Genomic DNA, 15,887 nt, shown 5'->3' with positions numbered 1-15,887 from the left:
GTTCGCTTTGAGCTGATGATGCTTACTGGTACGACTGGACGATCTCGAGCAGGCTCGGAACGTTCGCGTACGCCTCGGCGGCGTTCTCCTTGGTGACGATCAGCGGCTCGAGGAGGTACGCCGGAACGACCTTCGCGCCGTTGTCGTACTGCTCGGTGTCGTTGACGTCGACCTCTTCGCCCTTCTGGAGCTGCTCGACCATCTTGATGGTCTGCTCGACGAGGAGCGTGGTGTCCTTGTTGATCGTGGAGTACTGGATGCCCTCCATGATCGACTTGACGGACTCGACCTCGGAGTCCTGACCCGTGACGACCGGAACCGGCTTGCCGGCCTGCTGCACCGAGGTGATGATGGCGCGAGCGAGGGTGTCGTTCGGGGACAGGACGCCGTCGAGGACGGTGTCACCGCTGTACGAACCGGTCAGGAGCGTGTCCATGCGGTTCTGGGCGTTCTCCGCGAGCCAGCCCTCGGTCGCGGTCTGGGCGATCGCGGTCTGACCCGAGACCACGTTCAGCGTGCCGTCGTCGATCTTCGGCTGCAGGACGTCCATCGCACCGTTGAAGAACACGGCCGAGTTGGCGTCATCCGGCGAACCCGAGAACAGCTCGATGTTGTACGGCGCCTCGTGACCGGCGCGCTCGGCGAGGCCGTCGAGCAGAGCCTGGCCCTGGAGCTGGCCGACCTTGAAGTTGTCGAACGCGACGTAGTAGTCGACGGCCTCGGTGTTCTCGATGAGACGGTCGTACGCGATCACGTAGGCACCGGCATCCTGAGCCGCCTGCACCTGCGTGGCCAGCTGCTTGCCGTCCTTCGCGCCGATGATGATGACCTTGGCACCGTTCGTGACCATGGCCTGAATCTGGTTCTGCTGCTCGGCGACCGTGTTGCTTGCCGGGGCGTACTGCACGTCGGCCTTGAAGCCGGCGGCCTCGAGTCCGTCCGTGAACAGCTTGCCGGCGAGGACCCAGTTCTCCGACGTCTTGTCGGGGAGCGCGACACCGATCGTCGAGCCCGCCTCGAAGCCGCTGGTGGTCTCCTCGCCGCTGCCGGATCCGGTGTCACCGCCGCGCTCCGATGAGCAGCCGGTGAGGGCGAAGGCGCCCGCGACGACAAGCGCTGTCGCCGTAACAAGGATCTTCTTCATGTGATCTCTTTCTCTGGTGTGTGAAGGCCTGAACGCGCGTGGGCCACGCGATCGGACCCCTACTTTCCGCTCGTCTTGTCGACGGGTGGGGCTTGGTAGGTCTTGTTGGGCTCGAAGGTCTCGGTGGCGGGATCCACCTGACGGCCGAAGCGGCGCGTCATGAAACCGATGAGCGAGGGGCGGCCCTGCTGCTTGTTCCAGACGTCGATGCCGACCGCGAACAGGAGCACGATGCCCTTGATCATCGAGACGACGTCGGCGCCCTGACCGAGGAGCGCAAGGCCGTTGTTGAGGAACGCCATCACGAGACCACCGATGATCGATCCGATCACGGTGCCGATACCGCCGGCGACGGCCGCGCCACCGATGAAGACCGAGGCGATCGCGTCGAGCTCCCAACCGGTGCCGTCGTTCGGGCCGGAGGCCTGCGAACGGGCGACGAAGATCATTCCGGCGAGGGCAGCGAGCATCGACATGTTCATCATGACGAAGAAGTCGACCCAGCGGTCCTTCACCCCCGACAGGCGGGCGGCCTGACGGTTGCCGCCGACGGCGTAGATGTGACGACCGAACACGGTCTTGCTGGTGACGAAGGTGTAGAGGATGACGAGGGCCAGCAGGATGATGCCGGGCACGGGGAAGCTGGTGCCCGGGCGGCCGGTCGCGAACATCCAGGCGGCGACGAGTACGACGACCGAGATCAGCACGACCTTGGTGACACTCACCCAGAGGGGTGCACTGTCGGAACCCATCTTGCGCTGCACGCGACGGGTGCGGATCTCGAAGAAGATGAGCCAGGCCACACCGAGCAGCGCGAGGAGCATGGTCGGGATGTTGAACGGCAGCGGCAGGCCGATCTCGGGCAGGTATCCGGTACCGATGATCTGGAAGCCCTTGGGCACCGGGATCGTCTGTGCGTCACCGATCCACTGCTGCGCGCCGCGGAAGAAGAGCATTCCGGCCAGCGTCACGATGAACGCGGGGACTCCGACATACGCGACCCAGAAGCCCTGCCAGGCGCCGACCGCGGCACCCACGGCGAGGCCGAGCAGGATCGCGAGCGGCCAGGGCAGGCTCCAGTCCTGCATGGACTTCGCGACGATGATGCCGGTGAAGGCGGCCACGGATCCGACCGACAGGTCGATGTGCCCCATGATGATGACCATCACCATGCCGATCGCGAGGATCAGGATGAACGAGTATTGGTTGATGACGTTGATCAGGTTGCCCGAGGTCAGCGTCGCACCGTTGGGGCCGTTGCGGATGAGCGTCAGGATCTCGAACAGCACGATGATGACGATCAGGCTGCCGAGGATTCCGAACTGGCGCAGCGTCGACGTTCCGCCGCCTCCGAACATCTTGGTGATGTCCTTGAAGTGGAAACCGCGCTTCGCGGTCGTGGTCTCGGTGGTCATGCGGATGCTTTCTGGGTCGCGGAGGTCATGCTGCGCATGAGGGCCTCGGGTGTCGCCTGGTCGGCCGGGATGCAGTCGGTGACCCGACCTTCGAAGACGGTGTAAATGCGGTCGGAGATGCCGAGCAGCTCGGGCAGCTCGCTGGAGATCACGATGACACCCTTCCCCTGCGCCGCGAGCTCGTTGATGATCGCGTAGATCTCGTACTTCGCTCCGACATCGATGCCGCGGGTGGGCTCGTCGAGGATCAGCAGGTCGGGGTCGGTGAACATCCAGCGAGCCAGGACGACCTTCTGCTGGTTGCCGCCCGACAGCTTGCCGACGCCCTCTTCGACCGAGGGGGTCTTGATGCGCAGCGCCTTGCGGTACTGCTCGGCGACCGCGAACTCCGCACGGTCGTCGACGACGCCGCGCTTGGTGATCTTCGAGAGCTTGGCGGCGACGACCGATCGCTTGATCGTGTCGAGCAGGTTTAGCCCGAGCACCTTGCGATCCTCGCTCACGTAGGCGAGACCGTGCTTGATGGCCGACGCGACGTCGGGCAGCGAGATCTCGCGGCCGTCCTTGACCATGGTGCCGCCGAGGTAGGTGCCGTAGGAGCGGCCGAAGATGCTCATCGCGAATTCGGTGCGCCCCGCGCCCATGAGGCCGGCGATGCCGACGACCTCGCCACGGCGCACGTTGAGGCTGGAGCCCTTCACGACCATGCGCTCGGAGACGGTCGGATGCTGCACCCACCAGTCCTTGACCTCGAAGAACACCTCGCCGATCTCGGGCGTGCGGTCGGGGTAACGGCTCTCGAGCGAGCGGCCGACCATGCCGCGGATGATGCGGTCCTCGTTGATCTCACCGCGCGAGATGTCGAGCGTCTCGACCGTGCGACCGTCGCGGATGATGGTGATCTCGTCGGCGATCTGCTCGATCTCGTTGAGCTTGTGACTGATGATGATCGACGCGATCCCCTTGGCCTTGAGGCCGAGGATCAGGTCGAGCAGGTGCTGCGAGTCGTTCTCGTTGAGCGCGGCGGTCGGCTCGTCGAGGATGAGCAGCTTGACGTCCTTGTTGAGCGCCTTCGCGATCTCGATGAGCTGCTGCTTGCCGACGCCGAGTGTCTTGATCGCGACGTCGGGGTCCTCGTTGAGGCCGACGCGGGCGAGCAGCTCGGTGGCGCGCTGCGTCTGGGCCTGCCAGTCGATCGTGCCGAAGCGGCGGATCTCGTTGCCGAGGAAGATGTTCTCGGTGACCGAGAGCTCGGGGATGAGCGCGAGCTCCTGGTGGATGATCGCGATGCCGGCGGCCTCGCTCGCCGCGATGTCCTTGTAGCGCTGCTCCTCGCCGTAGAGCAGGATCTCTCCGTCGTAGGTGCCGTACGGGTACACCCCCGACAGCACCTTCATGAGCGTCGACTTCCCGGCACCGTTCTCGCCGCAGATCGCGTGGATCTCACCGGCGCGGACAGTGATCGAGACGTCGGCGAGAGCCTTGACCCCCGGGAACTCCTTGGTGATGTTCTTCATCTCCAGGATGGGGCCAGACACGGTAGGCAACGTTGCTGTGGTGCTCACGGATCTTCCTCGCGACGTGCGGTCACCTTCGATGTGACCGTTCACATTGGTACATACAACTCCGGCATACCGGACCTGTCAAGTCCGACACGGATTTTCGTGTCGCTACCGTGACATGCGTCGGACGTGGGGCCCGGCGGACTCGCGATCGCGCACGGTCGTCTGGATCGGACCGAACTCCGGAGCCTGCTCCCCCCGGATCTGCGCGAGCAGGATCCTCACCGCGCGACGCCCCAGCTCGGGGAAGTCCTGATGCACGGTGGTGAGGGTCGGCGCGACGTGCGCGGCCACCGGCACGTCGTCGAAACCGACGACGCTGATGTCATCGGGCACCCGCACCCCGGCGTCGCGGAACCCGTGCATGAGCCCGATCGCCATGAGGTCGTTCGCCGCGAACACGGCCGTGAAGTCGCGCCGACGCGACAGCTCCTGCCCCGCGAAGTAACCGAAGTCCGCGGTCCAGTCGCCACGGATGGGCGGGAACGTCGGCAGGTCGGCCTCGCGGAGGCCGTCGAGATAGCCACGCATGCGCGACTCCGCCTCGATCCAGTCCTGCGGGCCGGCCAGGTGCAGGATGTCGCTGTGCCCCAGGCGGATGAGGTGCTCGGTCGCCGCCCTCGCCCCGGCGACCTGATCCGCCGACAGGCTCACCCCGTCCGATCCCGACGCGGTCTGCAGCGTCACGAACGGGAAGTCGACCGCCATCCCCCGCAGCACGTGGAACACGCGCACCTGCGGGGCGAGCACCACGATGCCGTCGACCTGTTCGCGCGCGAGCTGGCGCACGGCGCTGCCGATGGCCTCGGGCGTGGTCGCCGCGAGGTTGAGCGTGGAGACCGAGTACCCCTCCTCGCGCGCGGCATCCTCGATGCTCGCGATCGACGACGTCGGCCCGAATTCGCCGATCGTGGCCGACAGCACGCCGAGCATGTTCGACTTGCTCGTGACGAGCGCGCGGGCGGCGAGGTTGGGGCGGTAGTCGAGCACCGAGATCGCGTCGAGCACCTTCGCCTTCGTCTCGGGGCGGATGCTCGGATGATCGTTGAGCACGCGCGAGACGGTCTGGTGCGAGACCCCGGCGAGGCGGGCGACGTCGCGGATGCTGGGCATCCGGGCGCGCTCGGAGGCAGTGGACATCACGGCCTCCTTGCATGTGCACCTTCATGTGCACGGTCACATCGTACGTACATTATGACCCTCGGCGCGCGAAAGCGCCTAGCGGGAGTGCCGCGAAGGGATCAGACGAGGATGCGCGCGCCCGGCACGGGGCCGTGCACGTGGAGCGCGTCGCGACCGTCCTGCTGCAGCGAGGTCTGCACCGCCTGAGCGGACTCCGGATCGCCGCACAGCAGGGCGACCGTGGGCCCGGAACCCGACACGAGGCCGTGCAGCGCACCCGCGCGGATGCCGCGACGGATCGTCTCCTCGAGATCGGGACGCAGGTTCGCCGCCGCCGCCTGCAGGTCGTTGTGCAGGCTCGCCGCGAGCTGCACCGCGTCGCCCGAGCGGAGCGCCTGCAGCACGGGGATCGGCACGTCGAGGCTCAGCGGCGGGTCGTCGGCGAGCGCGCCCTCCTCCTCGCGGAGCCGGTCGAGCTGCTCGTACACGACGGGGGTCGAGAGGCCCTCGTCGCTCGTGACGAGCACCCAGTCGAACCGGCCACGGGCGAGCGCGGGGTTGAGCTGATCGCCGCGCCCGGTGCCCACGGCGGTACCCCCGTGCAGGGCGAAGGGCACGTCGGCTCCGAGTCGCGCGGCCAACTCGTGCAGCCGCGCGAGCGAGAACCCGGTGCCCCACAGCGCATCGCACGCGACGAGGGCGGCCGCGGCATCCGCCGATCCCCCACCCATGCCGCCGGCGACCGGGACGCTTTTGCGGATCTCGAGCGCGACACCGCCGTGGTAGTCGGCGGCGGCCGCGAGGAGCTTCGCCGCACGCATCGCGAGGTTGCGGTCGTCGAGCGGCACGGCATCCGCGTCGCGGACGTCGGCCCCTTCCACGCCCCTGACCGTCACCGAGAATTCGTCCGCCGCGCGTGCGATCACGTCCTCGTACAGCGAGACCGCCTGGAAGACGGTCGCGAGGGCGTGATACCCGTCGTCGTGGCGCCCGCCGACCCCGAGGAAGACGTTGATCTTCCCCGGGGCGCGGACGTGCACCCGATCGACGGACGCGGCAGAGCTCATCGGCTCACAGCTCCGAGGACTTGGCCCACAGGTTGACGTCGACCTTGCCCGAGAGGGCGTCGATGCGGTCGAGCTGTTCGGAGGTGAACTCCGGACCGTTCACCGCGGCGATGTTCTCGTCGAGCTGCGAGACGCGCGAGGCGCCGATCAGTGCCGAAGCGACGACCGGGTTGCGCAGCGTCCACTGCAGGGCGAGCTGGGCGAGCGACTGCCCGCGCTCCTTCGCCACCTCGTTCAGGTCGCGCAGCGTCTGCACGGCCTCGTCGCTGAGGCGCCCCTCGGGCAGCGATCCGCGCTTCTGCGCACGATCGGCGGTGCCATCGCCGAGGTACTTGTCGGTGAGCAGCCCCTGGGCGAGCGGCGTGAACGCGATCGCGCCGAGGCCGTTCTCGGTGAGGGTGTCGTTCAGCCCGTCCTCGACCCAGCGGTTGAGGATCGAGTACGCGGGCTGGTGGATGACGAGAGGCGTACCGAGTTCCTTCGCCACGGCGACCGCCTCGGCCGTGCGCTCGGCGCTGTACGACGAGATGCCCACGTAGAGCGCCTTGCCCTGACGGACGAGGGTGTCGAGAGCCGCCACCGTCTCGGTGATCGGGGTGACCGGGTCGACGCGGTGCGAGTAGAAGATGTCGACGTAGTCGAGACCCATGCGGGTCAGCGACTGCTCGGCGCTGGCGAGGATGTACTTGCGGCTCGCGAAGTCGCCGTAGGGCCCGGGCCACATGTCCCAGCCGGCCTTCGACGAGATGATGAGCTCGTCGCGGTACGGGCGGAAGTCCTCGGCGAAGATGCGGCCGAAGTTCTTCTCGGCCGAGCCGTACGGCGGGCCGTAGTTGTTGGCGAGGTCGAAGTGCGTGATGCCGCGGTCGAACGCGTGGCGCAGCAGTGCGCGCTGGTTGTCGAGCGGGATGTTGTCGCCGAAGTTCCACCACAGGCCGAGGGAGATCGGCGGGAGGTAGAGGCCGGACGACCCGACCTGGCGATAGGCGAACTCGCTGTAGCGGCCTTCGGCGGCGGCGTACGGGCGGTGCAGTTCGGGGACGTTCGGGCTGAAGCGGGGGGAGTCGGTCACGGTGCCAGATTAGTCGTTGCGGCCTGCGCGGCGATCTTCTGGTAGTCATCGACCGTAAGATCCTCGCCCCGGGCGGTCGGCGCGACGCCGGCGGCGGTCAGGACCTCGGATGCCGCGGCCGAGCTACCGAAGATGCCCGACAGCGCCTGGCGCAGCATCTTGCGCCGCTGGTTGAACGCGGCATCCACGATCTCGAAAGTGCGACGGCGCTCGTCCTCGCTCCCCCGCTCCCCCTCGGAACGATCGAAACCGACCAGCAGGCTGTCGACGTTCGGGACCGGCCAGAAGACCTGGCGCGAGACGTTGCCGCACAGCTTCCACTCGCCGTACCAAGCGGCCTTCACGCTCGGGGAGCCGTAGATCTTCGACCCCGGTTTCGCGGCGAGACGTTCGGCGACCTCGGCCTGCACCATCACGACACCCCGCTTCAGGTACGCGAAGTTCTCGAGGAAGTGCAGCAGCACCGGCACCGAGACGTTGTAGGGAAGGTTGGCGACGAGCACGGTCGGCTCACCGGGCAGCTCGGTGATGCGCAGCGCGTCGGCGTCCACGACGGTCAGCATGCCCTCGGGCACGCCGCGCTCCGCGGCGGTCTGCGGCAGGCGGGCAGCGAGGCGGTGGTCGATCTCGACGGCGGTGACGGATGCTCCGGCCTCGAGGATCGCGAGGGTCAGGGAACCGAGGCCGGGCCCGACCTCCACGACCCGCTCCCCCGGCTGCACGCGGGCGGCGTGCACGATCTTGCGCACCGTGTTGGCGTCGACCACGAAGTTCTGGCCGAGCTTCTTGGTCGGGGTGACGTCGAGCTCGGCGGCGAGTCGGCGGATGTCGGTGGCGCCGAGCAGGGAGACGGTCATGGCTCCATTGTCCCCCACCCTGAGTAATGTCATGACGTGCCCACCCTCGGAGAACTCGTCGCCCCACGCCGCATGGGGCGTGATTTCCGGTGGCTGCTGGCCTCGTCGTGGACGAGCAACGTCGGCGACGGCGTCGCTCTCGCCGCCGCTCCCCTGCTGATCGCCTCGATGACGTCCTCCCCGATCCTCGTCGCGGCCGGCGCCATTCTGCAGTTCCTCCCGTGGCTGCTGTTCGGCCTGCACGCGGGCGCGATCGCCGACCGCTTCGACCGCCGCCGCCTGGTGATGCTCGCGAACGCCGCCCGCGCCGTCGTGCTCGCCGCCCTCTGCGTGTTCCTCGTGACCGGCACCGCGAACATCTGGATCGTGCTGGCGGTCGCCTTCCTCTACGGCACCGCCGAGGTGTTCGTCGACACCGCCGGCAGCACGCTGCTGCCGATGCTCGTGCAGCCCGCCGATCTGGGCATCGGCAACGCGCGGCTCCAGGCGGGCTACCTCGTCGCCAACCAGTTCGCCGGTCCACCGCTCGGCGCTTTCCTCTTCGCGGCAGGAAGCGCCTGGCCGTTCCTCGTCGAGATCGTGTGCGTGCTCGCGGCCGTCGTGCTCATCTCGCGGATGGCGCGCACCCCGGTGCCGCCGCGTGGGAGCGCCGACGGCGACGCGATCGCCCACCCGCCGGTGCACACCGACATCGCCGAGGGACTGCGCTGGCTCTGGCGCAATCCCCCGGTGCGGATGCTGGTGCTCATCATCCTGCTCTTCAACGTCACCTGGGCCGCGCCCTGGGGAGTGCTCGTTCTCTACGCGACCGAGCACCTGCAGATGGGCGCCGTGGGGTACGGCGCGCTCACCACGGCGTCGGCGCTCGGCGGCATCCTCGCGACGGTCAGCTTCGGCTGGCTGGAGCGGCACGTCTCGTTCGCGAGCCTCATGCGCATCGTGCTGACGCTCGAGGTGCTGATGCACCTGGCCTTCGCCCTGACCACCGTGGGCTGGGTCGCGCTGGTGATCATGTTCTTCTTCGGTGCCTACGCCTTCGTCTGGGGCACGATCTCGACCACCGTGCGCCAACGGCTCGTGCCCGCCGAACTGCAGGGCCGCGTCGCGTCGGTGAACATGGTCGGCGTCTTCGGGGGCATGGTGATCGGGCAGGCCCTCGGCGGCGTGATCGCCGAGATCTGGGGGCTCACCGCACCCTGGTGGTTCGCGTTCGCCGGAGCGGCGCTGACCCTGCTGTTCGTCTGGAAGCCGATCAGCGCGATCGTTCAGGCGAAGCTTCCGTAGACCCGCTGCGTGTTCGCGGCGATGCGGGCGCAGAGCTCGTCGACCTCGAGATCGAGTTCGGCCGCCATGAAGCGCACCGTGATCGGCACGAGGTACGGCGCGTTCGGTCGCCCGCGCAGCGGCACGGGGGTGAGGAACGGGGCATCCGTCTCGACCAGGATGCGGTCGAGCGGCGTCACCGCCAGCGCGTCGCGAAGGTTCTGCGCGTTCTTGAACGTCACGTTGCCGGCGAACGACAGGTAGTACCCGGCATCCGCGCAGACGCGGGCCATCGCATCGTCACCCGAGAAGCAGTGGAACACGGTCGTGTCGGGCGCCCCGACTCGCGTGAGCGTCTCGAGCACCGCGTCGTGCGCGTCGCGATCGTGGATCTGCATCGCGATGCCGTGCTTCTTCGCGATCGCGATGTGCGCCTCGAAGGACTCGTGCTGCGGACCGCGACGCTCGGGCTCGGTCCGGAAGAAATCCAGGCCCGTCTCGCCGACGGCCCGCGTGCGCGGGTGCGCGGCGAGCTCGTCGATCACCGTGATCGCCTCGTCGAGGCGCCCCTCTTCCGCGTAGGTCGGGGCATCGTTCGGATGGATCGCCACCGCCGCGAGCACGCGGGAATCGGATGCCGCAGCCTCCACCGCCCAGCGCGACGACTCGATGTCGCCCGAGGACTGCACGACGCCGGCGATGCCGACCGCCTGGGCCCGGTCGAGCTGCTCGACGAGCGTCAGCGGCTCGTCGCCGTCGACGATGTCGAGGTGCGCGTGGTTGTCGTACACCGGCACCGCGAGCGGCTCGGGGGCAGCCGGATACCGGAGATCCTTGCGGCCCTCGCCGTCGCGCTGCTGCACGTAGGTCATGACGCGAAGCGGCTCAGACCGCGGATTCCACGCGCGGGAACAGCGGCGCGAGACCGTTGACGCTCGTACCCGGGGCGAGCTTGCCCCAGGCGCCGGCCTCGCGGATCGGCTGATCCTGCAGTCGGCCGAGGTCGTCTCCGGCGCCGAGCGCCTCCCACAGCTTCTCGGTCGACTGCGGCATCACCGGCGACAGCAGCACGGCCAGCGCACGCAGGCCCTCGGCGCACGTGTACAGAACCGTGCCCAGGCGACCGCGCTGCTCCTCGTCGCGGGCCAGCGCCCACGGCTCGTTCTCGGTGATGTAGCCGTTGAGCGCGTCGACGACGGTCCAGATCGACGAGATCGCCTCGTCGATGCGGAAGTTCTCGATCGCGGCATCCGCGTTCGTCGCGGCATCCGCCACAATCTTCTGGATCGCGAGATCCTTCTCGGTGTACTCGCCCGCCGGCGGCACGATCCCCTCGAAGTACTTCTCGATCATCGCGGTCGTGCGTGAGGCGAGGTTGCCGAAGCCGTTCGCTAGCTCGGCCTGGTAGCGCGCCGCGAGGTCCTCCCACGAGAACGAACCGTCCTGGCCGAAGGCGATCGCCGACAGGAAGTAGAAGCGGTACGCGTCGGACCCGAAGACGTCGGTGATCTCGGTCGGCGCGATGCCGGTGAGCTTCGACTTCGACATCTTCTCGCCGCCGACCAGCAGCCAGCCGTGCGCGAACACGCCCTTCGGCACATCCACGCCCGCGGCCATCAGCATCGCCGGCCAGATGACGGCGTGGAAGCGCAGGATGTCCTTGCCGACCACGTGGTACGCGGGCCAGCGACGCTCGAACTCGGTCTGGGTCCCTGGGGCCTGTCCTGAGCCTGTCGAAGGGCCTGTCGAAGGGTCGCCGTATCCGACGGCGGTGGCGTAGTTGAGCAGGGCGTCGACCCACACGTAGATGACGTGCGCGTCGTCCCACGGCACCTCGATGCCCCAGTCGAACGCCGAGCGCGAGATCGAGAGGTCCTTGAGACCCTGGCGCACGAACGAGACGACCTCGTTGCGTGCCGACTCGGGGCGGATGAAGTCGGGGCGCTCCTTGTAGAGCTCGAGCAGGCGGTCCTGGAACTCGCTGAGCTTGAAGAAGTAGTTCTTCTCCTGCAGCAGTTCGAGGGGCTTGGAGTGGATCGCGCAGACCTTCAGGCCTTCGAAGGGCCCGGTGCCGTCGAGGATCTCGGACTCGGGCTTGAACTCCTCACAGCCCACACAGTAGAGAGCCTCGTACTCGCCCGCGTAGATGTAGCCGCGATCGTAGATCGCCTGCACGAACTTCTTCACGCGGTCCTCGTGACGCTCCTGCGTCGTGCGGATGAAGTCGTCGTTGGCGACGTCGAGCGTCTTCAGCAGAGGGAACCACGCCTCGCTGACGAGCTTGTCGACCCACTCCTGCGGAGTGACGTTGTTCGCCGCCGCCGCACGCAGCATCTTCTGGCCGTGCTCATCGGTGCCCGTGAGCATCCAGGTGTCATCGCCCGCCTGGCGGTGCCAGCGCGCGAGCGTGTCGACCGCCACCGAGGTGTACCCGTGGCCGATGTGGGGCACATCGGAGGGGTAGTAGATGGGCGTGGTGATGTAGAACGATTCGCCTGCGGGCATGGAGACAATTCTAGGTGCCCCCGTGCCCGCGGTTACGCGATCAGAGCCCGTTGCGCCGTGCGACCTCTCCGAGCCACGCGAGCGAGGGCTTCGGGGTGCGCTCGAACGTCTCGTGGTCGAAGGCGATCAGGCCGAACGTCGGGGCGAAGCCGCTCGCCCACTCGTAGTTGTCGAGCGCGCTCCAGTGCTGGTAGCCGCGCACCTCGATGCCGTCGGAGATCGCCCGGTGCAGCCCTTCCAACGCGCCCTGCGTGTAGGCGATGCGGCGGGTGTCGTCGGCGGTCGCGATGCCGTTCTCGGTCACGATCACCGGCACCCCGCCGCTGCGCTCCCACGCGCTGCGCACACCCAGCTCGAGGGCATCGGGGAAGAACTCCCATCCCGTGAGCGTCGTCTCGACGTCGGGTGAGACCGGCAGCGGCCCCTCGGGGCCGATGAAGGTGCGGGTGTACGCCTGCACGCCCACGAAGTCGTCGCCCGCGGACTGCTCGAGGTACCAGTGGTCGCGAGGATCGCCGTACTGCGCGAGCATCTCATCGGCGCCCGGCTCGCCGGTCGAGTGGAACGCCTGCGTGGCGATCGTCCACCCCGCCTGCGCGCCCGAGACCGAGTGCACGATCTCGGAGGCCCGCCGGTGCGCGTCGAGCAGTGTGTCGGCGACCGCGAGGTCGGGGTTCGGCAGACCGTAGGCCACGAGGTTCGCGGCGTCCTCGCCACCCGCGAGCATCGCCGCGATGTTCGGCTCGTTGATCGTGCACACGTACCGCACGCCGTCGAGGATCGGCAGCACGGTCTCGACGTAGCGCGAGAAGAGGTCGACCGCGTCGTCCGCACGCCAGAACCCGTCGCGCTGGAACCACTCCGGCACCGTGAAGTGCATCAGGGTGACCGTGGGGTCGAGCCCGTTCTCGCGTGCCGTGTCGATCATGCGCCGGTAGTGTTCGAGCATCGCGCGCGAGACGAAGCCGCGCTCGGGCTCGATCCGCGCCCACTCCAGCGAGAACCGGTACGAGTTGAGCCCGGCGTCCGCGAGCAACCGCATGTCCTCCGGATAGCGGTGCAGGTGGTCGGCGGCGTCGCCCGACGGCTCCACCATCGTCGTGTCCGGCGCATGCTCCATGCGCCACCAGTTGCTGGTCGTGTTGTTGCCCTCGACCTGGTGGGCGGCGGTCGCGGCGCCCCAGAGGAAGCCGTCGGGGAATGCGAGCACGAATGCTCCTTTCGTGAGGGGTCTGGTGGTTTCTCAGCGCGAACGCGCGGGATTGGGCACGGCGTCGAGCAGCTCGACCGTGTACGGATCCTCGGGATGCTGCAGCACGTGCGAGGTCTCGCCGCGCTCGACGACCCGGCCGCGGTTGAGCACGAGGATGTTCTCGGTCACGAGGCGCGCACTGAGCAGATCGTGCGTGATGTAGAGCATGCTGATGCCCCAGCGCTCGCGCAGATCCTCGAGCAGGGCGAGCACCCCGGCACGCAGCGAGACGTCGAGCATCGACACCGGCTCATCGGCGATCAGCACCTGCGGATCGCTCGCGAGCGCCCGCGCGATCACGACGCGCTGCCGCTGTCCACCCGAGAGCTGGTGCGGCAACTTGGCGGCGAACTGCTCGACCGGGGTGAGACCGACCGTGTCGAGCAGCTCCAGCATCCGGGCACGCGCCTCCGCCCCGCGCAGCGGTGTGTAGTTGCGGATCGGCCGGCTCAACGCGTACTCGACCGTGTGCAGCGGGTTGAGCGCGGCGTACGGATCCTGGAAGACCATCTGCACGTCCTTGCGCAGATCCCGCAGACCGCGACGGCGCAGAGAAGCGACGTCGGTCTCGCCGAACCGGACCGTTCCCGAGCTCGGCTTCTCGACGCCCGTCAGCAGCTTCGCGATCGTCGACTTGCCCGATCCCGAAGCGCCCACGAGCGCCAGGGCCTCCCCCGGCTCCAGGCGGAACGAGACGTCGTCGACCGCCGTGACGGCATCCTGACCCCGGCGCGGAGCGGGGTACCGCTTGCTCACGCCGTCGACGACGATCGCGGCATCCGCCCGTCGCGTGTCGCGCTGCGACACCGTCGGCAGCGTCTCGGTGACGTCGGTGCGCGAGCGCCCCTCGCGACGCCGCGTGCCGGCGTCGACGAACCCCGGGATCTCGATCGTCTTCGCGCGCGGATCGGCGTAGTGACTCAGCAGCATGCGCGTGTAGTCGTCCTCCGGGGAGTGCAGGATGCTGGCGCTCGCCGAGTCCTCGACGATGCGCCCCTCGTGCATCACCATGACGCGGTCGGTCGCCTCGAGCACGATGCCGAGGTCGTGGCTGATGAGGATCGCCGTGAACCCCTCGGCGCGCTGCAGATCGCGGATCGTGTCCATCACCGCGTGTTGCACGAGCACGTCGAGCGCGGTGGTCGGCTCGTCGAACACCATCAGCTGCGGTTCGAGCGAGAGGGCGAGGGCGATCGACGCGCGCTGGCGCATGCCGCCCGAAAGCTCGCCGGGGTAGCGCGCGAGCACGGCGGGGTCGAGGCCGACCTTCGCGACGAGCTCGCGCGCCCGGGCCGCCCGCGACTCGCGCGGCACGTGACCGTGCGCGGCGAAGATGTCGTCGAAGTGGTGCCCGACGGTGCGCACCGGGTTCAGCGCGTTCATCCCCGACTGCAGCACCATCGCGAAGCCGCCCTGGCGCTGACGGCGCAGGCCCTCGGCGTCGAGGTCGCGGATGTCCTTCCCGTCGAACAGGATCCGCCCTCCGCTGATGCGCGCCGGAGGCTTCTGCAGCCGGGTCAGCGCGAACCCGAGGGTCGACTTGCCCGACCCGGACTCGCCGACGAGTCCGACGAACTCCCCCTGCCGCAGCGTGAACGACACGTCGTGCACGGCCTGCACCGGCTCGGCGCCCGGGGAGGCGTACTCGACCGACAGCTGCTCGACCTCGAGGAGGATCGGGGTCTCGGTCGTCTCGGAAACCGTGGTCATGGCGGTCATCGCCCCTTCCCTTCCCGCAGGCGCGGATTGGAGATGCCGTCCACGCCGAAGTTGATGAGTGTGAGGCTCAGCGCGAGCAGCGCGATGCACAGACCGGGGGCGAACAGCAGCAACCACTGGCCCGTGAGCAGGGAGTTGGAGTTCTGCGCCCAGTAGAGCATGGTGCCCCAGCTGACGATGCTCGAGTCGCCGAGGCCCAGGAACTCCAGGCCCGCTTCGGCGAGGATCGCCGCGGTGGCCGCCCCGAAGAGCGTTCCGGCGATGATCGAGGTCATGTTCGGCAGGATCTCGCGGAACACGATGCGCGCCGGGCTGTCGCCCGAGAACTGCGCGGAGGCCACGAAGTCGTTGCCGCGCAGCGACTGCGTCTGACTGCGCAGCACGCGCGCCCCCCACGCCCAGCCGGTGATCACGATCACCGCGATGATCATCAGGATGCCGCCGTTCTGGAGGTACGCGGCGATCACGATCATGAGCGGCAGGCCGGGGATCACGAGGAACAGGTTGACGACGAATCCGACGACCTCGCCCGAGAACCCGCGCATGTAGCCCCAGCTCAGACCGATCAGCACGGCGACCACGGTCGAGAGGATGCCGGCGGCGAAGCCGACGAGCAGGCTGACCTGCGCCCCGTAGATGAGCTGGCTCAGCACGTCCTCCCCCGCCGCGGTGGTGCCCAGCCAGTGTGCGGCCGAGGCATCCGCGTTGCGTTCGAAGCCGTTCTCCTTCGCACCGTACGGAGCGAGGAGCGGGGCGAAGACCGCGACCAGCACGAAGAAGGCGAGCAGGCACAGCCCGATGCGGGCCTTGCCGTTCGACCACAGCGTGCCGACCATGCGGCCCACCGAGCGCCAGCGGCTCGGCTGGGCGATGCGGTCGGAGGGGATCTTGACGTTCATCGTGGAGGTC

General features: G+C 68.3%; 13 protein-coding genes. 1 reads left to right on the top strand and 12 read right to left on the bottom strand.

All coding sequences use genetic code 11. The annotated features are described in order from the left end of the window. Window positions 1–22: 22 nt before the first annotated feature. From ACFY9N_RS12845 to rsmA, 7 genes are all read right to left on the bottom strand, one after another. The gene (locus ACFY9N_RS12845) at window positions 23–1,144 is read right to left on the bottom strand and encodes a substrate-binding domain-containing protein (protein ID WP_391479051.1); all 1,122 of its coding nucleotides are present in this window, start codon (window positions 1,142–1,144) and stop codon (window positions 23–25) included. Window positions 1,145–1,203: 59 nt separating this feature from the next. Then, the gene (gene mmsB / locus ACFY9N_RS12840) at window positions 1,204–2,559 is read right to left on the bottom strand and encodes a multiple monosaccharide ABC transporter permease (protein WP_391479049.1); all 1,356 of its coding nucleotides are present in this window, start codon (window positions 2,557–2,559) and stop codon (window positions 1,204–1,206) included. Beyond that, entirely contained in the window at window positions 2,556–4,076 is a 1,521-nt protein-coding gene (gene mmsA, locus ACFY9N_RS12835) for a multiple monosaccharide ABC transporter ATP-binding protein (RefSeq protein WP_391479239.1), read from the bottom strand. The genes mmsB and mmsA overlap by 4 nt, the downstream gene beginning before the upstream one ends. Before the next feature lie 153 nt (window positions 4,077–4,229). Then, window positions 4,230–5,261 carry a LacI family DNA-binding transcriptional regulator gene (locus tag ACFY9N_RS12830; protein ID WP_391479047.1) on the bottom strand — a complete coding sequence of 344 codons (1,032 nt, stop codon included), beginning with the start codon at window positions 5,259–5,261 and terminating at the stop codon, window positions 4,230–4,232. A gap of 101 nt (window positions 5,262–5,362) precedes the next feature. After that, window positions 5,363–6,310: a 4-(cytidine 5'-diphospho)-2-C-methyl-D-erythritol kinase gene (locus tag ACFY9N_RS12825; protein WP_391479046.1), complete on the bottom strand. Its 948-nt coding sequence runs from the start codon at window positions 6,308–6,310 to the stop codon at window positions 5,363–5,365. Window positions 6,311–6,314: 4 nt separating this feature from the next. Then, complete coding sequence (mgrA, locus tag ACFY9N_RS12820; RefSeq protein ID WP_391479045.1) at window positions 6,315–7,382, bottom strand: L-glyceraldehyde 3-phosphate reductase; 1,068 nt, start codon at window positions 7,380–7,382, stop codon at window positions 6,315–6,317. Then, entirely contained in the window at window positions 7,379–8,239 is an 861-nt protein-coding gene (gene rsmA, locus ACFY9N_RS12815; protein ID WP_391479044.1) for a 16S rRNA (adenine(1518)-N(6)/adenine(1519)-N(6))-dimethyltransferase RsmA, read from the bottom strand. The genes mgrA and rsmA overlap by 4 nt, the downstream gene beginning before the upstream one ends. A 36-nt stretch (window positions 8,240–8,275) precedes the next feature. Here rsmA and ACFY9N_RS12810 point away from each other — a divergent pair, with 36 nt between their 5' ends. Next, window positions 8,276–9,523, top strand: coding sequence for an MFS transporter (locus ACFY9N_RS12810; RefSeq protein ID WP_391479042.1), 1,248 nt, complete (start codon window positions 8,276–8,278; stop codon window positions 9,521–9,523). On the opposite strand, the gene ACFY9N_RS12805 is transcribed toward ACFY9N_RS12810, so the two are convergent. The 5 genes from ACFY9N_RS12805 to ACFY9N_RS12785 form a co-directional block, all read right to left on the bottom strand. Then, a complete protein-coding gene (locus ACFY9N_RS12805) occupies window positions 9,505–10,374 on the bottom strand; it encodes a TatD family hydrolase (RefSeq protein ID WP_391479041.1) in 870 nt (289 codons plus the stop codon). The two genes, ACFY9N_RS12810 and ACFY9N_RS12805, sit on opposite strands and share 19 nt — an antisense overlap. 13 nt (window positions 10,375–10,387) lie before the next feature. Further along, window positions 10,388–12,007: a methionine--tRNA ligase gene (metG, locus tag ACFY9N_RS12800; protein ID WP_391479039.1), complete on the bottom strand. Its 1,620-nt coding sequence runs from the start codon at window positions 12,005–12,007 to the stop codon at window positions 10,388–10,390. 40 nt (window positions 12,008–12,047) lie between these two features. Further along, window positions 12,048–13,217 carry a glycoside hydrolase family 1 protein gene (locus tag ACFY9N_RS12795; RefSeq protein WP_391479038.1) on the bottom strand — a complete coding sequence of 390 codons (1,170 nt, stop codon included), beginning with the start codon at window positions 13,215–13,217 and terminating at the stop codon, window positions 12,048–12,050. A 33-nt stretch (window positions 13,218–13,250) separates the two neighbouring features. Beyond that, the gene (locus tag ACFY9N_RS12790) at window positions 13,251–14,978 is read right to left on the bottom strand and encodes an ABC transporter ATP-binding protein (protein ID WP_391479036.1); all 1,728 of its coding nucleotides are present in this window, start codon (window positions 14,976–14,978) and stop codon (window positions 13,251–13,253) included. Beyond that, the coding region (locus ACFY9N_RS12785; protein WP_391479035.1) for an ABC transporter permease at window positions 14,975–15,887 on the bottom strand (913 nt) is incomplete at its 5' end. The genes ACFY9N_RS12785 and ACFY9N_RS12790, both read right to left, overlap by 4 nt.

The sequence above is a fragment of the Microbacterium sp. NPDC008134 genome, assembly GCF_042957055.1.
GTDB lineage: Bacteria > Actinomycetota > Actinomycetes > Actinomycetales > Microbacteriaceae > Microbacterium.
The sequence above is the reverse complement of the archived record's forward strand: the minus strand, read 5'-3'. Positions and strand labels throughout refer to the sequence as shown.